This window comes from Variovorax restrictus (genome assembly GCF_051216715.1).
In the GTDB taxonomy this organism is placed as follows: Bacteria; Pseudomonadota; Gammaproteobacteria; order Burkholderiales; family Burkholderiaceae_C; genus Variovorax.
On the sequence record NZ_JBPJZH010000001.1, the window covers coordinates 514,418 to 536,496 of the forward strand.

The 22,079-nt window shown below is 67.0% G+C and carries 19 protein-coding genes and 1 pseudogene; 10 read left to right on the forward strand and 10 right to left on the reverse strand.

What is annotated here, in order from left to right; translation table 11 throughout:
• Positions 1–84: 84 nt before the first annotated feature.
• A pseudogene (locus ACSFA0_RS02445) lies at positions 85–1,964 on the forward strand (DEAD/DEAH box helicase).
• Between the two features lie 94 nt (positions 1,965–2,058).
• Positions 2,059–5,163, forward strand: coding sequence for a TrlF family AAA-like ATPase (locus tag ACSFA0_RS02450; RefSeq protein ID WP_435448650.1), 3,105 nt, complete (start codon positions 2,059–2,061; stop codon positions 5,161–5,163).
• Between the two features lie 218 nt (positions 5,164–5,381).
• On the opposite strand, the gene ACSFA0_RS02455 is transcribed toward ACSFA0_RS02450, so the two are convergent.
• From ACSFA0_RS02455 to ACSFA0_RS02480, 6 genes are read right to left on the reverse strand one after another with little or no spacing between them, the layout of a single operon-like run.
• Entirely contained in the window at positions 5,382–6,074 is a 693-nt protein-coding gene (locus ACSFA0_RS02455; RefSeq protein ID WP_435448651.1) for a GntR family transcriptional regulator, read from the reverse strand.
• Positions 6,075–6,091: 17 nt separating this feature from the next.
• Entirely contained in the window at positions 6,092–6,760 is a 669-nt protein-coding gene (locus ACSFA0_RS02460; protein WP_435448652.1) for an amino acid ABC transporter permease, read from the reverse strand.
• 4 nt (positions 6,761–6,764) lie between these two features.
• Positions 6,765–7,445, reverse strand: a complete 681-nt coding sequence (locus tag ACSFA0_RS02465; protein WP_435448653.1) for an amino acid ABC transporter permease — start codon at positions 7,443–7,445, stop codon at positions 6,765–6,767.
• A gap of 22 nt (positions 7,446–7,467) precedes the next feature.
• Positions 7,468–8,307, reverse strand: a complete 840-nt coding sequence (locus tag ACSFA0_RS02470) for a transporter substrate-binding domain-containing protein (RefSeq protein ID WP_435448654.1) — start codon at positions 8,305–8,307, stop codon at positions 7,468–7,470.
• 43 nt (positions 8,308–8,350) lie between these two features.
• The gene (locus tag ACSFA0_RS02475) at positions 8,351–9,304 is read right to left on the reverse strand and encodes an aminotransferase class IV (protein ID WP_435448655.1); all 954 of its coding nucleotides are present in this window, start codon (positions 9,302–9,304) and stop codon (positions 8,351–8,353) included.
• A 21-nt stretch (positions 9,305–9,325) separates the two neighbouring features.
• Complete coding sequence (locus ACSFA0_RS02480; RefSeq protein ID WP_435448656.1) at positions 9,326–10,108, reverse strand: amino acid ABC transporter ATP-binding protein; 783 nt, start codon at positions 10,106–10,108, stop codon at positions 9,326–9,328.
• 266 nt (positions 10,109–10,374) lie between these two features.
• Here ACSFA0_RS02480 and ACSFA0_RS02485 point away from each other — a divergent pair, with 266 nt between their 5' ends.
• The 6 genes from ACSFA0_RS02485 to ACSFA0_RS02510 all read left to right on the forward strand — a co-directional run bounded on the left by ACSFA0_RS02485 (position 10,375) and on the right by ACSFA0_RS02510 (position 17,581).
• Positions 10,375–10,629 carry a CsbD family protein gene (locus ACSFA0_RS02485; protein WP_435448657.1) on the forward strand — a complete coding sequence of 85 codons (255 nt, stop codon included), beginning with the start codon at positions 10,375–10,377 and terminating at the stop codon, positions 10,627–10,629.
• Positions 10,630–11,104: 475 nt separating this feature from the next.
• A complete protein-coding gene (locus ACSFA0_RS02490; RefSeq protein WP_435448658.1) occupies positions 11,105–11,659 on the forward strand; it encodes an RNA polymerase sigma factor in 555 nt (184 codons plus the stop codon).
• 73 nt (positions 11,660–11,732) lie between these two features.
• Positions 11,733–12,773: a FecR family protein gene (locus ACSFA0_RS02495; protein WP_435448659.1), complete on the forward strand. Its 1,041-nt coding sequence runs from the start codon at positions 11,733–11,735 to the stop codon at positions 12,771–12,773.
• Between the two features lie 120 nt (positions 12,774–12,893).
• Entirely contained in the window at positions 12,894–15,335 is a 2,442-nt protein-coding gene (locus ACSFA0_RS02500) for a TonB-dependent siderophore receptor (protein ID WP_435448660.1), read from the forward strand.
• A 10-nt stretch (positions 15,336–15,345) separates the two neighbouring features.
• Positions 15,346–17,277, forward strand: coding sequence for a PepSY-associated TM helix domain-containing protein (locus tag ACSFA0_RS02505; RefSeq protein ID WP_435448661.1), 1,932 nt, complete (start codon positions 15,346–15,348; stop codon positions 17,275–17,277).
• Between the two features lie 4 nt (positions 17,278–17,281).
• On the forward strand, positions 17,282–17,581 hold the full coding sequence (locus tag ACSFA0_RS02510; RefSeq protein WP_435448662.1) for a DUF3325 domain-containing protein: 300 nt from the start codon (positions 17,282–17,284) through the stop codon (positions 17,579–17,581).
• Positions 17,582–17,696: 115 nt separating this feature from the next.
• Here the strand turns inward: ACSFA0_RS02510 and ACSFA0_RS02515 are convergent, their stop codons facing one another.
• Complete coding sequence (locus ACSFA0_RS02515) at positions 17,697–18,566, reverse strand: hypothetical protein (protein ID WP_435448663.1); 870 nt, start codon at positions 18,564–18,566, stop codon at positions 17,697–17,699.
• A gap of 185 nt (positions 18,567–18,751) precedes the next feature.
• On the opposite strand from ACSFA0_RS02515, the gene ACSFA0_RS02520 reads away from it, so the two are divergent.
• Positions 18,752–19,690: a hypothetical protein gene (locus ACSFA0_RS02520; protein ID WP_435448664.1), complete on the forward strand. Its 939-nt coding sequence runs from the start codon at positions 18,752–18,754 to the stop codon at positions 19,688–19,690.
• 19 nt (positions 19,691–19,709) lie between these two features.
• On the opposite strand, the gene ACSFA0_RS02525 is transcribed toward ACSFA0_RS02520, so the two are convergent.
• Positions 19,710–20,171: a c-type cytochrome gene (locus ACSFA0_RS02525; protein WP_435448665.1), complete on the reverse strand. Its 462-nt coding sequence runs from the start codon at positions 20,169–20,171 to the stop codon at positions 19,710–19,712.
• Between ACSFA0_RS02525 and ACSFA0_RS02530 the strand changes: the two genes are divergently transcribed.
• A complete protein-coding gene (locus ACSFA0_RS02530) occupies positions 20,170–20,541 on the forward strand; it encodes a hypothetical protein (RefSeq protein ID WP_435448666.1) in 372 nt (123 codons plus the stop codon). The genes ACSFA0_RS02525 and ACSFA0_RS02530 overlap by 2 nt on opposite strands.
• 61 nt (positions 20,542–20,602) lie before the next feature.
• On the opposite strand, the gene ACSFA0_RS02535 is transcribed toward ACSFA0_RS02530, so the two are convergent.
• Together ACSFA0_RS02535 and ACSFA0_RS02540 are read right to left on the reverse strand one after the other, a co-directional pair.
• On the reverse strand, positions 20,603–21,346 hold the full coding sequence (locus ACSFA0_RS02535) for a response regulator (RefSeq protein ID WP_435448667.1): 744 nt from the start codon (positions 21,344–21,346) through the stop codon (positions 20,603–20,605).
• Positions 21,343–21,981: a response regulator gene (locus ACSFA0_RS02540; RefSeq protein WP_435448668.1), complete on the reverse strand. Its 639-nt coding sequence runs from the start codon at positions 21,979–21,981 to the stop codon at positions 21,343–21,345. Before ACSFA0_RS02540 ends, ACSFA0_RS02535 begins: the two co-directional genes overlap by 4 nt.
• Positions 21,982–22,079 lie beyond the last annotated feature (98 nt).

Below are 22,079 nucleotides of genomic sequence, written 5' to 3' on the forward strand. Positions count from 1 at the left end.
GCCAAGGCGCTGGTTTGTAGGACTGGTCAGACAGCATTCAGGTAGGCATGATGCTTTGTAAACAATTGTTGCCTCAGGCAAACCATGGCCGTCCTCATCCCCTCGCTCGGCGCCAGCGTCTCCCGCATGACCACGGGCGAGCGTCGCCTGGCCGAACGGCTGGAGCAGAAGCTCGATAGCGACTACCTGCTCTGGTACGACGTGCCGGTCGGGCCGAAACGGTCGCACCCGGACTTCATCGTGCTGCACCCGCTGCGCGGCCTGCTCATCCTCGAGGTGAAGGACTGGCGGCTCGAGACCATCCAGAAGGCCACCCGCGGCATGTGGGAGATCGTGCCCGGCGGCGAGCTGAAGTCGGTCAACAACCCCTTCGAGCAGGCGCGGCACTACGCAGAAGAAGTGGTCGACGCGCTCAAGCGCGACCCGCAGCTGGTGCAACCCAGCGGCAAGTGGCAGGGCATGCTGACCTTTCCGTGGAGCTACGGCGTTGTCTTCAGCCACATCACGCGCCGGCAGTTCGAGGCCAGCGGCCTGAACCACGCCATCGACGGCCACCGCGTGCTGTGCGCCGACGAGATGCAGGAGACGCCGACCCCGAAGACCTGCAGAGCCGGCTGTGGGGCATGTTCCCCATGCTCATGCGCGGCGCGCTCACCCTGCCGCAGATCGACCGCGTGCGATGGCTGCTGTTCCCCGAGGTGCGCGTCAATACGCAACGCAGCCTGTTCGATGGCTCCGATGCCGGCCAGGACGAAGCCGCCGAACGCGCGCTGCCCAGCATCCTCAGCGTGATGGACCTGCAGCAGGAGCAACTGGCACGCAGCCTGGGCGACGGCCACCGCGTGATCCACGGCGTGGCGGGCTCGGGCAAGACCATGATCCTCGGCTACCGCGCCGAATTCCTGGCCCAGGCCGCCAGCGCCGCCAAGCCCGTGCTCGTGCTTTGCTTCAACGAGCCGCTGGCCGTGAAGCTCGCGTCGATCATGGAAGCCAAGGGCCTGACCGAGCGCGTTCAGGTGCGCCACTTCCACAAGTGGTGCCGCGACCAACTCGTCACCTTCGGCCAGGAACTGCCGCCGCACAAGATGGCGATCGGCGCCAAGATGGACGACATGGTCGACCGCGTGATCCGCGCCGTCGACCGCAAGCACATCCCGTCGGGCCAGTACCTCGCCGTGCTCATCGACGAAGGCCACGACTTCCGCCCCGAATGGCTGAAGCTGGTGACGCAGATGGTCGACCCGAGCACCAACAGCCTGCTGCTCCTGGACGACGACGCGCAGAGCATCTACGAGCGGCAGCGCAGCAAGCAGTTCAGCTTCAAGAGCGTCGGCATCCAGGCGCAAGGGCGCACCACGGTGCTGAAGATCAACTACCGCAACACGCGCCAGATCCTGCAGACCGCCAGCCAGATTGCGGGCGGGCTGCTCACCGCCGAGAACTCCGAGCAAGGCGAAGACGGCATCCCGCTGCTGCTACCCGTGAGCTGCGGCCGCGAAGGGCCGGAGCCGATGGTGATCAACCTGCCCACGCTGCATGAGGAAGCCGCGAAGGTCGCCGAGTTGCTGAGTGCGGCGCATCAGGAAGGGCATGCGTGGGGTGACATGGCGGTGCTGTGTCGGCACCACGATGGGATGGAGGAATGTGCGCGTGCGCTGACGCGTCGCAGGTTGCCGCATCAGGTGCGCCACAGGTCAGGGGATTTCAGGCCGCTGGAGGACAGCATCAAGGTGATGACGATGCATGTCAGTAAGGGCTTGGAGTTTCCGATCGTGGCGGTCATGGGCCTGCACGACTCGGGTACCAAGGAAGAAGACGTGGAAGTGGAAGCGCGGTTGCTTTATGTGGCTGCGACGCGAGCTACGCAGAGACTTTTGATTGCGACGACAACGTCAGCGCGATCGACCGGGGCGTCACACGCCCCCGGTCAATCAGCAGTTCCGCTACCGAGATCGACAGGCTGAAGCAACGCGTCCGCGGTGCTGGGGATACTCCAGATCCTGTGCCCGCAATCGCAAGTGCAGCTAACAACAACTGAATTAGCCAGGAGGCGATGTCATGCCAAAGTCAGACGCATTCGAACGTGGCTCGGAATGGAGGCAGTGGGACCTGCACGTCCATACACCGGCGTCGTTCTACTGGAAAGGCGCAAGGTTCGACACTGACCCGAGCTCCGCGCACAACCGCGGACTCGTCGACCAGATGATCGGGGCCCTCAACGCCGCCCCACCTGCGGTATTCGCGTTGATGGACTACTGGACTTTCGACGGATGGTTTGCGCTTCAACGCCGCCTGAAGGAAGACAGCGCGCCAAAGCTCACCAAAACCGTATTCCCCGGTATCGAGCTCCGCCTCATGGCGCCTATGAACACACCGGGGAAACGTCTCAACGTACACGTCCTGTTTTCCGATCAGACCCCCGATCAAACGCTTCACGACTTCAAGTCAATGCTGCGGATCGCGGAGACTGGCAGTGCTCTCTCGAATGCCGGCCTCATCGAACTGGCGCGGACGACGTCCGAGGACAATTTGAATTACAAGGGCTTCAAGAAAGCCGACATGGCTGATGAAGCCAATGCGCTTCACGCAGGATGTTCGCTGGCCGAGCTGACGGCTGAGAGCTACAAGGCGGCAATCGCGCACGTTAAGGACGGTCTCGCGATTGGCTTCATGCCGTTTGACACCAGTGACGGCCTCAAGGAGGTGAAGTGGCAGGAGCACTACGCATTCTTCATTTCGCTGTTCAAGTCATCCCCGATCTTTGAATCGCGCAACCTCGAACTGCGCGACTGCTTTATCAACGCGCCGACCGAGAAGAACAGGGACTTCCTGAAGAAGTTTCAGGAGCGACTTGGCAATGTTCCTCGCCTTGTTGTCGCGGGCAGCGACGCCCATTGTTTCGTCGGAGTCAAGGGTGATAACGACAAACGCGGCTACGGTGACTTTCCATCCGGAAAGATCACATGGATCAAGGCGGACCCAACGTTCTTCGGGCTGCAGCAGGCCATCATGGAGCCTGAGAAGCGATCGTTCATCGGCGATCGACCGCCGAAACAGATCGAGATCGAGACCAACAAGCCTTTCTATATTGAACGCGTCGAGATCACCAAGCACGTCGCCGCAGCGCCGGGGACTTGGCTTCATGGCATCACGATCCCCCTCAACTCCGACCTGGTCGCGATCATCGGCAACAAGGGCAGCGGCAAGAGTGCCCTTGCCGACGTGATTGCGCTCCTCGGCAATTCCCGGCAGAAGCAGCATTTCTCATTCCTAAAAAAGGAGCGCTTCCTCGGCAAGAACGGTGAGCCGGCGAGGAACTTCACCGGCAAGTTTACATGGGTCGATGCCAAGAGTGAGTCCAGGATCCTCTCAGACGACCCCGCACCCGACAGGGTGGAAATGGTGCGATACATCCCGCAGAACCATTTCGAGGCGCTCTGCAACGCGCACATCACCGGGAGCTCCAATGCCTTTGAGCACGAGTTGCGCTCTGTGATCTTCTCGCACACCAGCGAACAGATTCGCCTCGGCGCGCATAGCTTCGACCAGTTGATCGAGCAGCAAGAGGACGGGTTCCGCGTTCAGCTCAACGACTTCCGGAAGGATCTGCATCGAATCAATGGGGAGATTGCTGCCATCGAAGCGCAACTTCAGCCCAATGTCAAAAGCTCGGTACAGGAGCTTCTCGCAGCGAAGAATCACCAGATCGACGAGCTCTACAAGATCAAGCCGACAGTTGGTCCCAAGCCGGCAGATGCCCTGACGCCGGACCAACAGACGGCGACCACACGCCTTGAACAGATTGCGGTTGAACTAAAGACGCTTGAAACGAATGCAGCAAAGAGTGCCGCGACGATCCTAGCTTTCGCAGGGCAGCTGAAGGCTGTGCAGAACATCCGGGAGCGCCTCAAGGTGTTAACACGCGCGCACGCGCAATTCCTGGTCGACACTGAAGGGGATCTCACGTTGCTGGGCCTTACAGCCGATGCAGTCGTCGTGTTCACGAGCAAGGATGACACTCTGCAGGCTATCTCCGATGCGATCCCGGACCAGCAGAAAGCTTTGCAGGCGAACAGGGATGCCGCGGCCGCACAAAAGATCAAGCTTGAGGACGAAAGACTGTCCTTGAATGCCAAGCTAAATGGGCCGCAACTTCAGTATCAGCAGGAACTCGCGGCGCTTGAGACGTGGAATCAAAAACTCGCGGAACTGAAGGGCACAACCGAAACACCTGAGGCCCAGTTGGGGCTGCTGGAGCGGATCAAAGAGCTAGATGAATTGCCGAAGCGGCTGGCTGAACATGAGCAGGCGCGCAGGAAGCTAACCGGCAACATCTTCGACATCCTCGAGGCGCAGCGAAAAGCCCGGGAGATTCTCTTCAAGCCAGTTCAGGACCTCATCCAAAGCGACGAACTCATACGGGAGGAATACAAACTGCAGTTCCAGGCCTCATTGAATGGGTCTGCCGACGCCATCGCTGCGACCTTATTTGATTTGATCAAACAGACGCACGGCGAACTCCGGGGCGTCGACGAAAGCCTCAATGTCATCCGCGGTCTGTCCGACAAATTCGAGTTCGGAAGTCAGGACGGCATTCTTGGATTCGTAGATGCATTGCACAAGAAGGTGCGTGAAGCGGCGAGTGCGGCCGGCAAGACCACGATCGGCGTCGCGTCAATCCTAAAGAAGGACAAGGCAGTCGTTGATGTGTACGACCTGCTTTTCGGGCTGCCGTTCCTTGAGCCTCGATACTCGTTGCTCTTTCAGGACACCCGGATTGAACAGCTATCTCCGGGACAACGCGGCGCTTTGCTGCTCATTTTCTATCTGCTGGTCGACAAGGGCCGCAACCCGATCATTCTGGACCAACCTGAGGAGAATCTCGACAACGAGACGGTTTATAACCTGCTCGTCCCTGTCCTGACCAAGGCCAAGAAATTCCGCCAGATCATCATGGTGACCCACAACCCGAATCTCGCTGTCGTTTGCGATGCCGAGCAGTTGATCTGGTCCACGTTTGATCGCAAGAACGGTTCGAAAATCTCGTACGTAACGGGTGCGATCGAGAATCCCGCTATCAACGGTTACGTAGTGGATGTGCTGGAGGGCACGATGCCGGCTTTCAATAACCGCGGCAACAAGTACCATCCAAAGGCGACATAGGCAATTCTTGCGATAGGCCCAAGACGTTGAGTCCGGAGATCGCGCTGACGATCGTCTTTGCCCGGTTCGCCGTCCGAAGCGCCGGGTGACCGAAGCCCTAACATCCGCTGTCAGCTGAACCAGTCGTTGACCGTGTCGCCTGCGAGTGGCTGCACCCAGTCTTAAGCCGTCTATTTGAAGCCAGCGAGTACCACCCCGTTCACGCTCCGCAGGGCGGACTAACCCCGCGCCGCCGTTCGCTTCAGCGCCGCCCGAATCGTCCCCAACCCGCGCAACAAATGCGCATCCAGCTCCTCCAGCATCGCGTTCAGGTCATCCCCGATCGCCAGCTTCAGGAACAGCTGGTGGTTCTCCGCATAGTCCGGCTTGGGCGTGTGCGTGAGCCGGCACACGGCGAAGCCGAGCTGGATCTTCTGCGTCATCTGTTGCCACACGTCGAGCAGCAGGTGGTTGCCGCAGCGTTCGTAGACCAGGCCGTGGAAGTGCGCCTCGGCGGCGCTTTCGCGGTTGAGGTCGCGGTTGGCGGCGGCTTCGGCCAGGGCTTCGAAGCGGGCGGTCATCTCGGTGCGGAACGCGGCGTCGCGTTGCGGCCAGAGGCGGATGAAGGCCTGCTTTTCCATGATGCGGCGCACCTCGTACACGTCGCTCATCGTGTTCTCGTCGATGTCGGCGACGTAGGTGCCGGCGTAGGGGCGGTTCACGACCAGGCCGGTTTCGATCAGCTCGCGGATGGCTTCGCGCAGCAGGCCGCGGCTCACGCCGAACTGGGTGGCGAAGTGGCTCTCCACCAACTGCGTGCCGGGCGCGATCTGGCCTGTGAGGATGGCGGTGCGCAGGGTCTGGGCGACGTAGTCGCGCCGCGTGGCGGACGGTGCGGGTGCGAAGTCGGGGAGCAGGGTGTGGGTCGCCATCGGGTGTCTGTTCGAGTTCAGTTGCTGCGCAGTGCAAGCCGCTTTTCGAGCCGGCCCGCGGCCCAGGCGCCGGGGTAGATGAGCACGAAGTAAATCACGGCCACGGCGGTGAGCATTTCCAGCGGACGGTACGACACGGCGCTGAGCGCGCGGCCCTGGTACATCAGCTCGTGCACGGCAATCACCGAGGCGACGGATGTGTTCTTCGCCAGCTCGATACCGCGGTTGGTAAAGGCCGGCAGCATGCGCTTGAGCACCTGCGGCAGCACCACGCGGCGCAGCACCTGCGTGCGCTGCATGCCGATGGCGAGCGCGCCTTCCCACTGGCCCTTGGGCAGCGACGCGATGCCGCCGCGGAAGATCTCCGAGCAGTACGCCGACGCGTTGAGCGTGAGCGCCAGCAGCGCCGCGACGTACGGGCTCAGCTGGATGCCGGTGACGATGGGGAACGCATAGAAGAACCACACCAGCTGGATGAGGATGGGGATGTTGCGGAACAGCTCCATGTAGCCGCGCGCCGCCGCGCCGAGCCAGCGGTTGCCGGAGCGCGCGCCCAGCGCGATCAGCACGCCGACGAGCATGGCAGCCGGGAAGGCCACCGCCCACAGGCCGGCCGTGACGCCCACGCCGCGCAGCAGCACGGGCCAGTTCTGCAGGATGACGGTGAAGTCCCAGGTGAAGTCCATGGCCTCAGGCTCCCTGCGGGCGGGTCGACACGCCCAGCCGGTGTTCGAGCGCGCGGGCGCCGATGCTCAGCACCAGCAGCGTGCAGAAGAAGATGGCCGCGACCACGGTGTAGACCTCGAGCGGGCGGAAGGTGATGGAATTGACCTGCATCGCCTGGTAGAGCAGATCGGAATAGGCCAGCGTCGATGCCAGCGCGGTGGTCTTGATGAGCTCGAAAGACCGTTCGATGAAGGGCGGCACCATGCGCGCCATGGCCTGCGGCAGCACCACGCGGCGCAGCGCCTGGTGCGGCTGCATGCCGATGGCGCGGGCGCCTTCCCACTGGCCGCGCTCGACCGACACCACGCCCCCGCGGAACACCTCGGCGAAGAAGGCGCCCGACTGCGTCGACAACGCGATGACGGCCGCCACGTACGGGTCGAGGCTCACGCCGATGAGCACTGGCAGGGCGTAGAAGGCCCAGAAGAAATGCACCAGCGGCGGCGTGTTGCGATAGAACTCGATGAACCACAGCGCGGGCAGCGCGAGCCAGCGCTTGCCCGACAGCCGCATCACCGCGAGCACGATGCCGACCAATACGCCCACCGCGATGGCGACGGCCGCGATCTTCATCGTGCCGACGAAGCCGGTCAGCAGCATGTCGCGGTGCGCCCAGACGCCGCTGAAGTCCCACTCGTAGTTCATATCGCTGCCGCTGTGTGCCGGCTTACTGGCCCAGCGTTTCCTTCATCACGCCGGGCACGGTGGCGGCGTCGATGTTCTTGGTCTTGAGGTACTGCGCGTACAGCGCCTGCGTCTGGCCCGACGTGTAGAGCTTGCCGATGATGGTGTTGAGCTGGTCGCGGAAGGCGGTGTCGGCTTCGCGGCGGATGCCCACGCTGGTCGGCAGCGCGACGACCGGTTGCGGCACCACCACCTTGCCCTTGCGGATCTTCGAGTACGCGATGACCAGGGCCGGGTGATAGAAGCCGATGGCGTCGACGCGGCCCGACATGAAGGCGGCCACGGTCTCGTCGGTGTTGGTGAAGCGCTCGATCTTGGCCTTGGGCAGGCGCACGGTCAGGTCGCGGTCGGTGGCGGTGCCCAGCGCCACGCCGATGCGCACTTCGGGCTTGTCGAGGTCGGCCCAGTTCTTGGCGGCCAGGCCGTCTTTCGTCAGCACGCCTTGCGCGTACCAGAGCAGCGGGTTGGCCGGGAAGTCGAGCGCCTTCTTGCGCTCCTCGGTGGCGTCGAGCACGAACATCGCGTCGATCTGGCCGGACTGCAGCGCGGCCACGCTGTTGCCCCAGGTGGTCTCGACCCGCGTCATCTTCACGCCCATCTCCTTGGCGACCTGTTCGCCCAGCAGCACGCCCAAGCCGGTCCATTTGTCGGCGGCCGGATCGCGGAAGTACCACGGGTCGCCGGGTGCGACGCCGATGCGCAGCTCGCCAGCCGACTTGATCTTCTGCAGGGTCTGTGCCGATGCGGCAAGGCTGCCGAGCGACAGGGCGGTGGCGAGCGTGACGGTGAGGGCACGGCGCAGGAACGAGGTGTTGGCGTTCATGGTGTTTCCGGTGGCAGGTTGAAGGACGTGGGGTGAAAGGAAATCAGTTGGCGGCCGGCAGCGTGCCGTGCGCTTCGGTGGCGCTCGCGATGTAGGCGCGGTAGAGCGCGTCGAGCCGCTGCGTGACCGGGCCGCCGGGCGCCATCGCGCGGCCATCGACCGCCTGCACCGGCGTGATGCCGGCCAGCGTGCCGGTGACGAAGGCCTCGTCGGCGGCGTACACCTCGGCCAGCGTGAAGTCGCCTTCGAACACCGGGATGCCCGCCTCGCGTGCAAGGCGCGCGATGGTGGCGCGGGTGATGCCGTTGAAGCAGTAGCGGCCCGACGACGTCCACAGCGCGCCGTTGCGCACGATGAAGAAGTTGGTCGAGTTGCAGCTGGCGACGAAGCCGTGCGGGTCGAGCATCAGCGCCTCGTCGGCGCCGGCCTGAATCGCCTGGATCAGCGCCTGGATGAAGTTGAGCCGGCTGTGCGAATTGAGCCGCAGGTCGAACACGTCGGGCCCGCTGCAGCGGAAGGTCGAGGTGAAGAGCTTCAGCCCCTTCTGCTTGGCCTCGGGCGTGACGACCTTGTGCTCGGCCACGCACACGATGGTGGCGCTGCCGATGATGAAGCGCGGGTCCTGGTTGGGCGTCTTCTTCACGCCGCGCGTGACCATCAGCCGCGCGTGGGCGCCGTCGCGCATGCCGTTGCGCAGGAAGGTGTCGGTCACGACCTTCTTGATCTGGTCCTTGTTCATGCCGATGTCGAGCGAGATCGACTTGGCACCTTCCCACAGGCGGTCGATGTGCGCGTCGAACGACACGATGCGCCCGTCGACCAGCCGCACGCCTTCCCACACGCCGTCGCCGCAGACATAGCCGGCGTCGAACACCGACACCGTCGCCTGGTGGCGCGGCACGAAGTTGCCGTTGACGTAGACGAGCACGCCGTCGTTGCGGTCGTCGGGGGTGTAGGCCTGGGAACTGGTTTTCGAGAGGGTGCTGTCGGCGGACATGGTGATTCGAGGTCGGTTCGTTCAGAAATGGAAGGCGGTGAAGCGCTCGAGAAAGCGCTGCGTGCGTTCCTGCTTGGGGTGCTTCAGCACCTCGTCGGGCGTGCCGGTTTCGTGCAGCTGGCCGTCCGCGAGGAAGACGACCTTGGTGGCGAAGTGGTACGCAAAGCCCAGTTCGTGCGTCACCAGCAGCATGGTTCGGCCTTCCTTGGCGAGCGCCAGGATGGTCGACAGCACTTCGCCGACCAGCTCCGGGTCGAGCGACGACGTGGGCTCGTCGAACAGCAGCACCTCCGGCTCCATGGCCAGCGCGCGAGCAATCGCGACCCGTTGCTGCTGCCCGCCGGACAGGTGGCCGGGGTAGGCGCCGGCTTTCTCGGCGAGGCCCACCTTGGTCAATTCAAGCAGTGCGCGCTCACGTGCGTCGCTGGCCGACACACGCTTCACGGTGACCAGCCCCTCCATCACGTTCTGCAGCACCGTCATGTGCGGGAACAGGTTGAACTGCTGGAACACCATGCCGACGTGCTTCCGCACCTCGCTCAACTCGGCTTGGCCGTAGCGCACTTCGCCACCCGCGCCCACCGGCGTGCCGACGGCGCGGCCCTTGAGCACGACGCGGCCGGCCGACGGCATTTCCATGAAGTTGAGGCAGCGCAGCAGCGTGCTCTTGCCCGAGCCGCTCGACCCGATGATGGCGATGCGGTCGCCCGGCTGAACGTCGAGGTCGATGCCGCGCAGCACGGCGTGATCGCCGAAGCGCTTGTGCAGGGCCTGGATCTGGAGGATGGGCGATGTGTCGGTCATGGGTGGGCGGATCGTAGCGATTGTCGAACAATCGACAATCGGTAGTTCTACGACCTAAGCAAGCGGCGTGCCTGCAGAGATGCACGATATTGGGGAGTCGGCCGACGAGCGCTCGGCGGCGAACCACAGCGCCTGGGGCAAATGCCCTACGCCCGCTGAAGCCTCCGAATGTGCTTTCGGAGTAAACGCCTCCCTACGATGGGACGCATTCGCTACGGATGCGAAGGCCATGGCAATCGTGCCCTCGGCAGACAGAACCCAAAGGAATGACCATGTTCGAAAAAGCAGAAGGAACCATGCAGAACGTCGCCGGCCGCATGCAGGACGCATTCGGCGCTGCTACCGGCGATACCGGCACGCAGCTGGAAGGCAAGGCCCGTCAAGCCGCCGGGCGCGCCCAGCAGAGCTATGGCGAGGTGCTCAACCAGGTGCGTGAGTCGGCGGTGAGCAATCCGCTCGGCACGCTGGCAGCAGCAGCCGGCGTTGGCTTCGTGCTCGGCGCGATCTGGGCGCGTCGCTAAGTACCTCAGCGATTCGGCGCAGCGGCGGTCAGCGTCGACTGCGTTATTGCCTGCTCGGCCTTCGCGTCGATGCGCAAGCGACCGGCGCGCATCGACTTGACGATGGCGGCCAGCATGTTCGCGTCGGCGGCGCGGCGATGGTCGAGACGGTGATGCAGGACGCTTCGTGGTGCAGCCGCTCGCTGGTCGAAAGCTGGCGAAGGTCCAGCAGCCGGGACGAGCCGCCACCGCGCGCGTGGACGATCTCACCATGCGCGAGCGCCACCATGTAGCGACCCTCTACCCCGAGCTCCATGTGCACAGCCGTGGTGTGGCGCTGCCGTGGGCGCGCCACCATCGCTACCTGCCCCGCTCGCCGAGGCCTGACCGATAATCGCGGCTCGGCGCCATGCACGGCGCCGTTCCCGGGTGAGCCACGCATGTCGAAGCCAACCTGTCCTCCAGGACTTCGACTTTTTTCCGGCCGTGGCTGCCCGTGTTCGAACGCTATTACCGCGAACTGCTGAACTTCCTTGCGCGCACGGTGCGTGACCGTGAGCTGGCGGCCGACCTGGCGCAGGAAAGCTATGCACGCGTGTACACCGCGGCGCGGGCCGGCACCGAGGTGCGCGACGCCCGTGCGCTGCTCTACAAGGTCGCCCGCAACCTGATCACCGACGAACACCGTCGGGCCGAGGCGCGCGGCGTGTCGGCCGCCGATGAGGCGCAGGCGGGCCTGTTCGACGTGGATGAACAAGCCGGGGCGTCGGCCCTGGAGCCCGATGCGGCCTTCGCGTCGCGGCAGCGCTTCGAGGCCATCGCGGCCATCGTCGACACGCTGCCACCGCGCTGCCGCGAAGCCTTCATGCTGGTCAAGTTCGATGGCCTGACGCACGCCGAAGCCGCCACGCGCATGGGCATTGCCACCAAGACGGTCGAGATGCAGATCCAGATTGCGCTCGAAGCATGCTGGGCCGGCCTGGAAGACTTCGACCAGGCGCCGCGCGGCGCGCACCCGTTGCGCCCGCCCCGGCGCCGCGCCCCGAAATGACCGTCGCCGCCGACCCGGCCGTGTCCCTACAGGGTGCGGCACCGCGCCCGCGTCTACATTCCTGAGAGATCCCATGTCCGCCCCAGCCTCCCCGTCGGAACACGCCGTCCGTCAGCGCCGCGAAGCGCTGGGGTGGTTCGTGCGCCGTCGCGATGCCGCCTGGCGACCGGTCGACGAGGCGGACTTTCAACGCTGGCTGGCACAGCACCCCGACCATCCCGCGGCGTACGCCCGATGCGCCACGCAATGGCAGTCGTTCGACGCGATGCCGCACGACCTGGTGGCCGGGTTGCGCCGCACGGTGGCGCGCGACCGCGCGGCGCTGGCGCCGCCGATGCCCGACCGGCGCCGCTTCCTGCAGCCGGTGCTCGCGCTGGGCAGCGCTGCCGCGATGGGTGGCGTCGGCGTGGTCGCCTGGCGCCAGCTCGACGCACAGCCGCTGCAGGTCGAGTCGCTGTCCACCGCCCGGGGGCAGCAGAAGGACGTCGAGCTGCCCGATGGCACCCGGCTGCGCCTGGACACCGCCACGCGTGTGGAGGTCGCCTACTTTCGCGACCGCCGCGAGGTGCGGCTGATCGACGGGCAGGCGGTCTTCAGCGTCCAGCCCGATGCCGCGCGGCCCTTCGACGTGCGGGCCGGGCCGCTGCGCGTGACCGTCGTGGGCACGCGCTTCTCGGTGCGGCACACGCCGGGCCAGCCCGGCCACGACGGGGTGAGCGTGGCGGTCGAAGAGGGCAAGGTGCGGGTGGCGCGGGCCGGGCCGGACGGCGGCGAGCCGGCGCCTGGCAGCGCCTTGTTCCTGACGGCCGGCGAGCAGGTCGCGGGCGACGCGGCCGGGGCGCTGGGGCCGGTGGGCGCGGTGCCGGCCGATGGCATCGCGCCGTGGCGGGCGCAGCGCGTGAGCTTCGTCGATGCGCGGCTGGACCACGCCCTGGCCGAGCTGGCGCGCTACGGTCCCACGGGCCTGGTGGTGCGCGATCCGCAGGTGGCGGCGCTGCGGCTGACCGGCACCTTCGACCCGCTGAACCCGGCCACGCTCCGGCTAGCGCTGGCGCGGGCCCTGCCGGTGCGGCTGGTCGACACCGGCACCGGCACCGCGGTGGTGGTGCCCTGACGGGCCGCACCGGCCGCGCGCCGCAAAAATAAACGCGATTAATTCTCAATCGATACAGGGTTGGCGGCGCGGCGTGCGTCTTCCCAGGTAGCACCTCTTTTTCTACCTGGAGAACTCCGAATGAACCGCCTTCTGACGCGACGGGCACCTGTCGCCCTGGCGCTGGCCCTTGCCTTCGCCCCCGCGTTCACCCACGCGCAGACCGACGTCGCCGGCACGTCGATGTCCCTGCGCATCGCGTCACAGCCGCTGGCCCAGGCGCTCAACGACTGGGCGAGGCAGACACGCCTGCAGCTGGCGGTGCAGCAGGACGCCGTGGCCGGCCGCACCGCGCCGGCCGTGAGCGGCACGCTGAGTCCGCGCCAGGCGCTCGACCGGCTGCTGGCCGGCAGCGGGCTGTTCGGGCGCTTCGAGGGCAACCTGGTGACCATCGAGCGCCTGCCCCCCGCTGCAGGGCCGAGCTCGCGCCAGAACCTGGCCGAGGTCACGGTCACGGCCGACGCCGAACGCGGCGCCACCACCGAGCGCACCGGCGCGTACACCACGCGGGCGGTCACCGTCGGCAAGGGCGAGCAGTCGCTCAAGGACATCCCGCAATCGATCAGCGTCGTCACGCGGCAGCTGCTGGACGAGCAGAACCTCACCAACATCTACGACACCCTGGCCAGCACCACCGGCGTCACGGTCGCCCAGAGCCCGCAGGGCGGCAAGTACATCTACTCGCGCGGCTTCGACCTGACGACGATCCAGCTCGACGGTGTGGCGCTGAACCGCGGCATGTACGGCCGGGCCAGCAACTTCGGTGCGGGCATGGCCATTTACGACCGCGCCGAGGTGCTGCGCGGTGCGGCGGGCCTGCTGCAGGGCGAAGGGAACCCCGGCGGCGCCGTGAACCTGGTGCGCAAGCGCCCGATCCCGGGCGGCGCCACGACGGTGGAAATGCGCGCGGGCTCGTGGGACCGCTACGGCGCCCAGGTCGATGCCAGCGGCGCGCTCAACGCCGAGGGCACGCTGCGCGGTCGGGCGCTGGTCGACTACGAGGACCAGCATTCGTTCATCGACGACGTGAACCGCCGCAACGCCACTTTCTACGGCACGCTGGAATACGACATCTCTCCCACGACACGCGTGAGCATCGGCGCCAGCTCGGAAGAAACGAAGGGCCGTCCCTTCATGAACGGCCTGCCGCGCTACACGACGGGTGCCGACCTGCGCCTGCCGCGCTCGACCTACTTCGGCTCCGCCTGGAGCCGGCAGGACAGCACCAACCGCGGCCTGTACGCCGACCTGTCGCATGCGTTCAACGACGACTGGAACCTGAAGGTCACGGCGGTGCATGTGGCGGAAGACCACAACCTGAAGTACGCCGGTGTCAACCGCGCCGTGAACCCGCGGCTGATGCAGACCGCCAACGTCGTTGCGCGCTCGATCGCGGACATCGAGGCCTACGGCATCGATGCGCAGGTCAACGGCAAGTTCGACGCGCTGGGCCGGCGCCACGAACTGGTGAGCGGGCTGAGCTACAGCCGGACCACCAACGACACCACCTATGGCGTGCGGACGAACTTCAACATCTTCAACATCGGCAGCTACGACCCGGCGGCGCTGCGCGAGCCGTCGGACCAGGAGATCTACGCCGCGCTGCGAGAAGACCGCGACGGCAAGGCCGAACAATACGGCATCTACAACGCGCTGCGCCTGCAGCTGACCGATCCGCTCAAGCTCATCGTTGGCGCCCGCGTGAGCTGGTTCCGCACGCGCTGGGCGACCGACACCACGGGCGCCGCGCCTTCGACCTCGCTCTCGGACAGCCGCGAGAACGCCAAGGTCAATCCGTATGCCGGGCTGGTGTACGCGCTCGGCCCGCAGTGGTCGGCCTATGCCAGCTACGCGGACATCTTCAAGCCGCAGACCGAGCAGAACGCCGCAGGCGACCTGCTGCGACCGATGGTCGGCACCAACTACGAGCTGGGGCTCAAGGGCGAATTGGCCGAGGGCCGGGTCAACACCTCGGTGGCGCTTTTTCGCATCGACCAGAAGCACCGCGCTCAGGAAGACTTCAGCTCGGGCCCGACCTGCCGCAGCGATTACTACTGCTACATCGACTCGGGTGAAGTCCGCAGCCAGGGCCTGGACGCCGAGGTCAGCGGCGAGCTGGCGCGACGCTGGAACGTCTTCGCCGGCTACACCTTCACCAGCACCAAGTACGTGAAGGACGTGGCCAGCGAAGGGCAGAGCTTCAGCACCTACACGCCCAAGCACATGCTGCGCGTGTGGAGCACCTACCAGCTACCCGGCGCGCTGAGCGCCATCACGCTCGGAGGTGGGGTGAGCGCGCAGAGCGACAGCTACCGCCAGGTTGGCGCGGTGCGGCTCGACATGCCGGGCCGCGCGGTCTGGAACGCCTATGCCAAGTACCAGATCAACCGCCACTGGTCGGCGGCGCTCAACCTCAACAACGTCTTCGACAAGACCTACTACACCTCGTCGACGACGCTGGTCAACGGCAACTACTACGGTGACCCGCGCAACCTGATGCTGACCCTGCGCGGCACGTTCTGAGCGCGCGCCGATGAAGACCGGCTTTCGCCAATCGATGGCGTGGCTGCACACCTGGGCCGGCCTGACGGCGGGCTGGGTGCTGTGCGCGATCTTCCTGACCGGAACGCTCAGTGTGTTCCGCGAGCCGATCACGCACTGGATGGCCGCCAAGCCCTCCCTTGCCACGGCCGCGCACGCCCGAGCCGATGGCGCCGACGCCGGCGACAGCGGCGCGGCGGCGGAACACGCCGCGGCGCACCTGGCCGCGGTAGCGCCGGGCGCGCGGTTCTGGCGCATCGACCTGCCATCGCGTGCGGACGAAGCCGTCGAGCTGGCGTGGCGCGCGGGCCGCGACAACCACCGCGCCGCCCTGCATCCGGGCACCGGCGAGCGGCTGCCCGAGCCCTGGGGCCGCAAGACCGAAGGCGGCCGGCATTTCATGTCGTTTCACTACACGCTGCACGGCGGTCTGCCGGGCTACTGGCTGGTCGGCTGGCTCTCGATGTGCATGCTGGTGGCGCTGGTCTCCGGCGTGGTGGTGCACCGGCGCATCTTCAAGGACTTCTTCACGCTGCGCTGGGGCAAGGGCCAGCGCTCGTGGCTCGATGCGCACAACGCCACGGCCGTGCTGACGCTGCCTTTCCTGTTCATGATCGTCTACACCGGCGTGGCGTTTTTCTACACGAGCTACCTGCCCGCGCCGCTGCAGGCGGCCTACGGCACCGATGACAAGGCCCATGCACGCTTCCAGGCCGAGCTGGCGCCGGAAGCCGCACCACCGGCACGGCCGCGCGCGGGCGTCTCGGCCGCTCTGCACCCGCTCGCACCGCTGCTGCAGACCGCGCAGTCGCTCACGGGCCGGCCCGCGGGCCGCATCGTCGTCGACCAGCCCGGCGACCGGCACATGGTCGTGCGCGTGTTCGGCCGCGGCGACGACGGCGGCGCGCCGTCGCCGAACGCCACCCTTCTGAACCCGATCGGCGTCGTCACCTTCTACGGCACGACAGGGGCGGTGCTGCGCGTACAGAGCCCCACGCCGCCGGCGCGCTTCTCGAGCGAACAGATCCACGGCGCCATCACGACCCTGCACCTGGTGCGCTTCGGGGGCTGGCCCATGAAGTGGCTCTACTTCGTGAGCGGCCTGCTGGGCACCGCCATGATGGCGATGGGCACCGTGCTCTTCATGGTCAAGCGTCGCAAGAAGAGCGAGATGGAATTCGGTGCCGCGACGGCCCGGGTCTACCGCGTGGTGGAAGCGCTCAATGCCAGCGCCGTGGCGGGCGCCTGCATCGCCTGCATTGCCTATCTCTACGCAAACCGCAGCATCGCGCCGGAGCTGGCCGGTCGTGAGGCATGGGAGATCCGGGCCTTCCTCGCAGTGTGGGGCCTGACGCTGGTGCACGCGTTGCTGCGGCCGCCCGCGCGGGCCTGGGTCGAGCAGCTCGCGCTGGCCGCCGTGCTGTGCCTGGCGCTGCCGGCCCTCAATGCCGCCACCACGGGCCAGCACCTGGGCCGCTACCTGGCGCTGGGCGACTGGCAGGGTGCCGGTGTCGAAGGGGTGACGCTGGTCTTCGGCATGCTGCTCGCGTTGGCGGCCTGGCGAGTACACGTCGGATGGCGCGCGGCACCCGCCGAGCCACGCCGCGGCCCCCCGCAGAACGCGGGCCAACTGCGCGACGCCATGCGCCATCGCTGGAACGTGCTGGCCCGCGTGCTGGCCGCGAGCGTCGGGGGCTATGGCCTGGCCGCGCTCGCGGCGGTGGTGCTGGCCCTGGCGCTGCCGCGGCTCACCACGGCGTCGCGCGCCGATGGCGTGCTCATCGCCACGCTGCTGGGCTTTGTGGTCTACACGGCGGTGGCGATCTGGGTCTTCAGTGTTCGCGGCGTGCGGGTGGCCGCGGGGCTGGTCGGCGCGGGCCTGGTGCTGGGCGTCTGCTGGGCGTTCTTCCAGCGCGGGGGATGAATCCATGAGCCCATCGACGGCAGTGCTGCTTTCCCTGACTTGCGCGTTCGTCGGCATGGCCGCGCTCGCCGGCGCCATGGACCGTCACCATGAACAGATGGTGGGCCGCGCCGCGGTGCCGCCGATGCGCCGCCGGGCGCTGCAGGCGCTGGGGTGCGTGTTGCTGGGCATTTCGCTGGGGTGCTGCATCGCCGCGTGGGGCGCGAGCGTCGGCCCAATCGCCTGGTGGGGCCTGCTCACGCTCGGCGCGGGTGGCGTCGTGTTGCTGCTGTCAGCCCTGGGGCGGCGAACGCCACGGCGATAAGCGGCCCGGCAAGCCGGGCTGCGAAGGCACCGCGCGCCGAAGCGACGTCGGCCATGCGAGGGGCGCTCGCCGCGCGCGTGGTTCGAGGCGACGCCCTGACGGGCTGAGTGAGGCCTCAGCGATTCGGCGCAGCGGCGGTCAGCGTCGACTGCGTCAGTGCGCGCTCGGCCTTCGCGTCGATGCGCAGGCCACCGGCGCGCATCGACTTGACGATGGCGGCCAGCGTGCCCGCTTCGGCGGCGCGACGATAGTCCACGCGCCGTTCGCAGCCGGTCGAGCAATCGACCCGGTCGTCGACGGCGCGGGCCAGGCTTTCGAAACGGACGGCCAGTTCGGCGGCTTCGGACGACACCGACTGGCCGCGTGCGAAGCGGGCGAACTCGCTCGCCAGCCTTTCGGTCTGGCGTTGCGCCACGGCCGCAGCCGGGCGGCAATCGTCGAACAGCGGCGTGCGGGCGACAAGGCCTCGCCCGGTGCAGACGAAGGCCACGTCGTCGTCCTTGGTGATCGTCGTGGCCACGGCTGCGCTGTCGCGCGCCAGGCGCGCCTTCGTCCCCAGCAGCACGCCGTCGCGCAGCACCACATAGGGCACCTGGTCGTCGTCCTTATTCATGCCCAGCACGCTGCCGCTGAGCAGGACCTGGCGCCCGAGCAGCCGGCGGTCGCCCGCGGCCGGGTCCTTGGCATAGACGCGTCGCGCTTCCTCGGCCGTGACGGCGACCGTGCCGAAGAGTTCGCCGACGGCCGTCTCTTCGCCGCGCCCGAAGGCGGCCACTTCGTCCTGCAGGTAGAAGTTGACCAACGGCCCGAACTGACGGTCGAGCGTGTAGCGCACGTTCGTGACGACGGCGTCGACCGGCGGCGCATGGAATTCGAGGGTCGGCACGCGCAGCGTCGCGTCGATGGGCGACGGCGGTGGCACCTCTCGCTGCGCGCAGGCGGCGAGCGCCAGCAGAAAACACAGAGAGAGGAGGCGTCGGGTCATGCTCAGATTGTCGAGGCGCGAGGTGACGACTGTCTGTGCAATGTCAACGCTCCCGGCGCATCTGTGCACTGAGATCGCCTTAGTGCCAAGAAGTTAACGATTGTTGCGTGGCAAAACGGCCCACAGCCTCAAGTCCGGCCGTCGGCGTCCGAAGGCGGCCCGGTCGATGCCCCATCATCGTCACCATGACGAGAACCGCGGTCTGCACGCTCTTCGAAGCCCACTACCACCATGGCGTGGCGGCGCTCGTCAACTCGCTGGTCGCCGCGGGCTACCGGGGCACCGTGTGGGTCGGCCACCGCGGGCCGCTGCCGGCCTGGCTGACGCGGCATGCGGGCTTCGACCGCGCCGCGGGGCGGTTGCAGGTCACGCCGCAGGTGGTGCTGCAGGCCGTGGCGCTCGACCCGCCGCGCAGCCTCAACTACGAGAAGCCGGCCTTCATGCGCGCACTGCTGCAGGTGCATGAGCCGACCGCCGACGCGGTGGTCTACCTCGACCCCGACCTGGTCGTGAAATGCGCCTGGACGGAGATTGAGGCCTGGTTCGCCGATGGCGCGGTCGCGCTGGTCGAAGACATCGACGGCGCCCTGCCGTCCGACCATCCACGGCGCGAACGCTGGTGCCGCTTCTTCGCTGCGCACGGCGAAACCCCGCGCCGCGCACTGGAGCGCTACTACAACAGCGGCTTCGTCGGCGTGCCGCGCGTGCACGTCGAGCTGCTCGCAGCCTGGCAGCGCATCTGCGAGCTGATCGCCGCGCAGGCCGACGGCGCGCTGCGCGAACGCAAGCGGGGCACGCCCGACCACCTCTTCCATTCGACCGACGAAGACGCGCTCAACTTCGCGCTCATGCTGGGCGAGGCGCCGCTGCGCACGCAGGGTCCCGAGGCGATGGACTTCGCCCCCGGCGGGCGGCACCTGTCGCATGCGGTGGGTGCGGCCAAACCCTGGCAGGGCCACCACTTTCGCGGTGCGCTGCGCGGGCGGCCGCCGTCGGTCGCGAGCCAGGCCTTCTATCGCTTCGCGCGCGGCCCGCTCGCCTCGCTGTCGCCGCTGACGCTGGCGCGGCGTCGGGTGTCGATGGCCCTGGCGACGGCACTCGGTCAGGTGTATCGGCGGCGTTGACGGCGTTCGCGCGCCGGTGTCAGGGCTGGGGCGGCTGCGCGAGCACCCAGCGCGCCAGCGTCTCTGATTCCGCCACCGTCATCTTCGGCTGGCGCGGCATGATCACGCGGCCCCAGGCGCCCACGCCGCCTTCGCGGATCTTGCCCGCCAGCCGCGCCGGCGCGCTGGCGTCGCCCTGGTAGCGCGCTGCGATCTGCGCGAAGCCGGGGCCGACCTGCTTGCGCACCATGCCGTGGCAGGCCAGACAGCCGTAGCCGCCGGCGAGCCGCAGCGCGTCGTCGGCCGGTCCGCTCGCGGCGTGCGCGAGGGTGACGGAAGCGATCAGGAGGCCGGCGAACGCAGAAAGGCGCCTGCCACCCGTGCAATGCGTCACTCCTTGCTGCCGAAATGCATCCATGGGTTTCATTTCTATCACTTCGTTGATATCATTTGGCACATCGACCGACGCCATCTTGCACGAGGTCGCCCCGAAGATGACCATGACGACCACCTCACCCACCGTTGCGACCCCCGGCTTCACCGCCTCTGCCTGGCAGGCACTCGAGCGCGCAGCGGTCAAGCGTCGCTCCGCGGCGACCGTGCTCCGGCTGCTGGCGCGGCTGACCCAGCCACTCGCCACGGCCGCCTCCGATGCCGGGGCTCATGCATCGGCCGCGCGCCTGCCGGTGCTGGCGCCGGCAGGCCGCCCGCTGGTGGTGGACGCGCCCTTCGAGCAGTGGGCCGCTTTGACCGATGCCTATGCGGAGCAGTTCCTGCGCATGCAACGTGGCGAACCGCGCGCTCGCGAGGAAGCCATGCGCCTGTCGCGAAAGATGCTGCGCATGAACGAGGAAATGAACTGCAGGGCCTGATGCGCCAGCACCCGGGCAGTCGAAGAAGAGGTCTCTCCCCATGCGGACCCCGCACCGTTCGTCAGTCGGCCAGACAGAGCGATGTCACATGCGCGCGAAGGCGACCCCAGTCGGTGGCCAGCGCCTGAAAGGGCTGGCCCTGGGCGGCCGCGTGTTCCAGCTCGCGTGCCATTGCATGCCCTTCTGCGCTGCCGATGAGTTGCAGGACCGACTTGAGGTTGTGCGCCACCCGACGCAGCGTGCCGGTGTCGTGCGCCGCGCAGGCCCCGTCCCCGGCTTCGATGTCGGCCGGGAGCTGCGCCAGGCAGCTGGCGAAGAACTCGTCGAACAGCGCGGCCTGCCCGCCGAAATGGTCGTCGATGGCGCGCTGTCGCTGCGTCGCAGGCAGGCTGTGCGCCAGCGCCACCGCCGGCTCGACAGGCAACGGCTCGGCCGTCCCGAGGGCCTGCTCGACGCAGGCGACCAGCTCGCGGTAGGGCACCGGCTTGTCCAGCACCCGGAAAACGCCCAGTTCGGCAGCGAGTTCGCGCGCCGCGGCGGACACACCGGCACTGAAGACCACGATGCGCATCGTGCTGCCCTGCCGATCGGCGCGCAGCGTGCGGAACATCTCCATCGCATTGCCGTCGGGCAGCATCAGGTCGGAGATGAAGAGGTCGAATTCGTGCTGCGCGAGCTGCTCCCGCGCCTGGGCAATGGACATCGCCTCGACGAGTTCGATGGGCAGCCCGGTGAGCGCCATGTCGACGAAGCGGCAGATGGAGGGGTCGTCCTCCAGCAGCAGGACGCGGCGCGGTGCCTTCATGCAGCGACGGCGCTTCGCAGCGCCAGCACCTCGTGAATACAGCGGGGAAGGTCCGTCACCATGCGTGGCTTGTGCACGATGGGGACGCCTTCCAGCGCGAACATGTAGGGCGCCCGATCGGTCTCGTCGAGCGAGGTCAGCACGATCAGGCGGCTCTCCGCGAACTGCGGGTGGGAGCGCAGGCTCGCGATCAGCGTCGCGCCGTCCATGCCGGGCAGCAGGATGTCCACGATCAGCAGCGCCGGCTGCAACTGCCCGGCCATGGCCAGGCCCGAGAAGCCATCGTCTGCGACGAAGAGTTCCAGGGCGGGGAACTCGTTTCGCAGCAGCATCGACGCGAGCTTCTGGTAGTGCTTCGAGTCCTCGATGAGCAGGACCTTGGCCTTGCCGTCCCTGGCCGTTGCATCCGGCGCCGTGCCGGCAGCACTTTGCCGCTTGCTCGCCAGCCCCTGGCGGCCTTGCAGAAAGGCGTCGACCGAGGCCCGATCGATTCGGCGGTGGCCGCCGGGCGTCTTCCAGGCCTGCAACTCGCCACGGTCGACCATCAGTTGCACCGAGCGCACGGCGAGGCCCAGCAGGGCCGCGACGTCACGCGTGCTGTAGTCCGTGTCAGTGGAATCCGGTGCTTTGTTCATGGTTGCGTGACTTCCGACCCCAATTCAGGGAATCGGCAAATTTGATGCCTTCAGTTTATTTCAGTTCTGCCGATACCTCCATGTCATTCACCACAAAA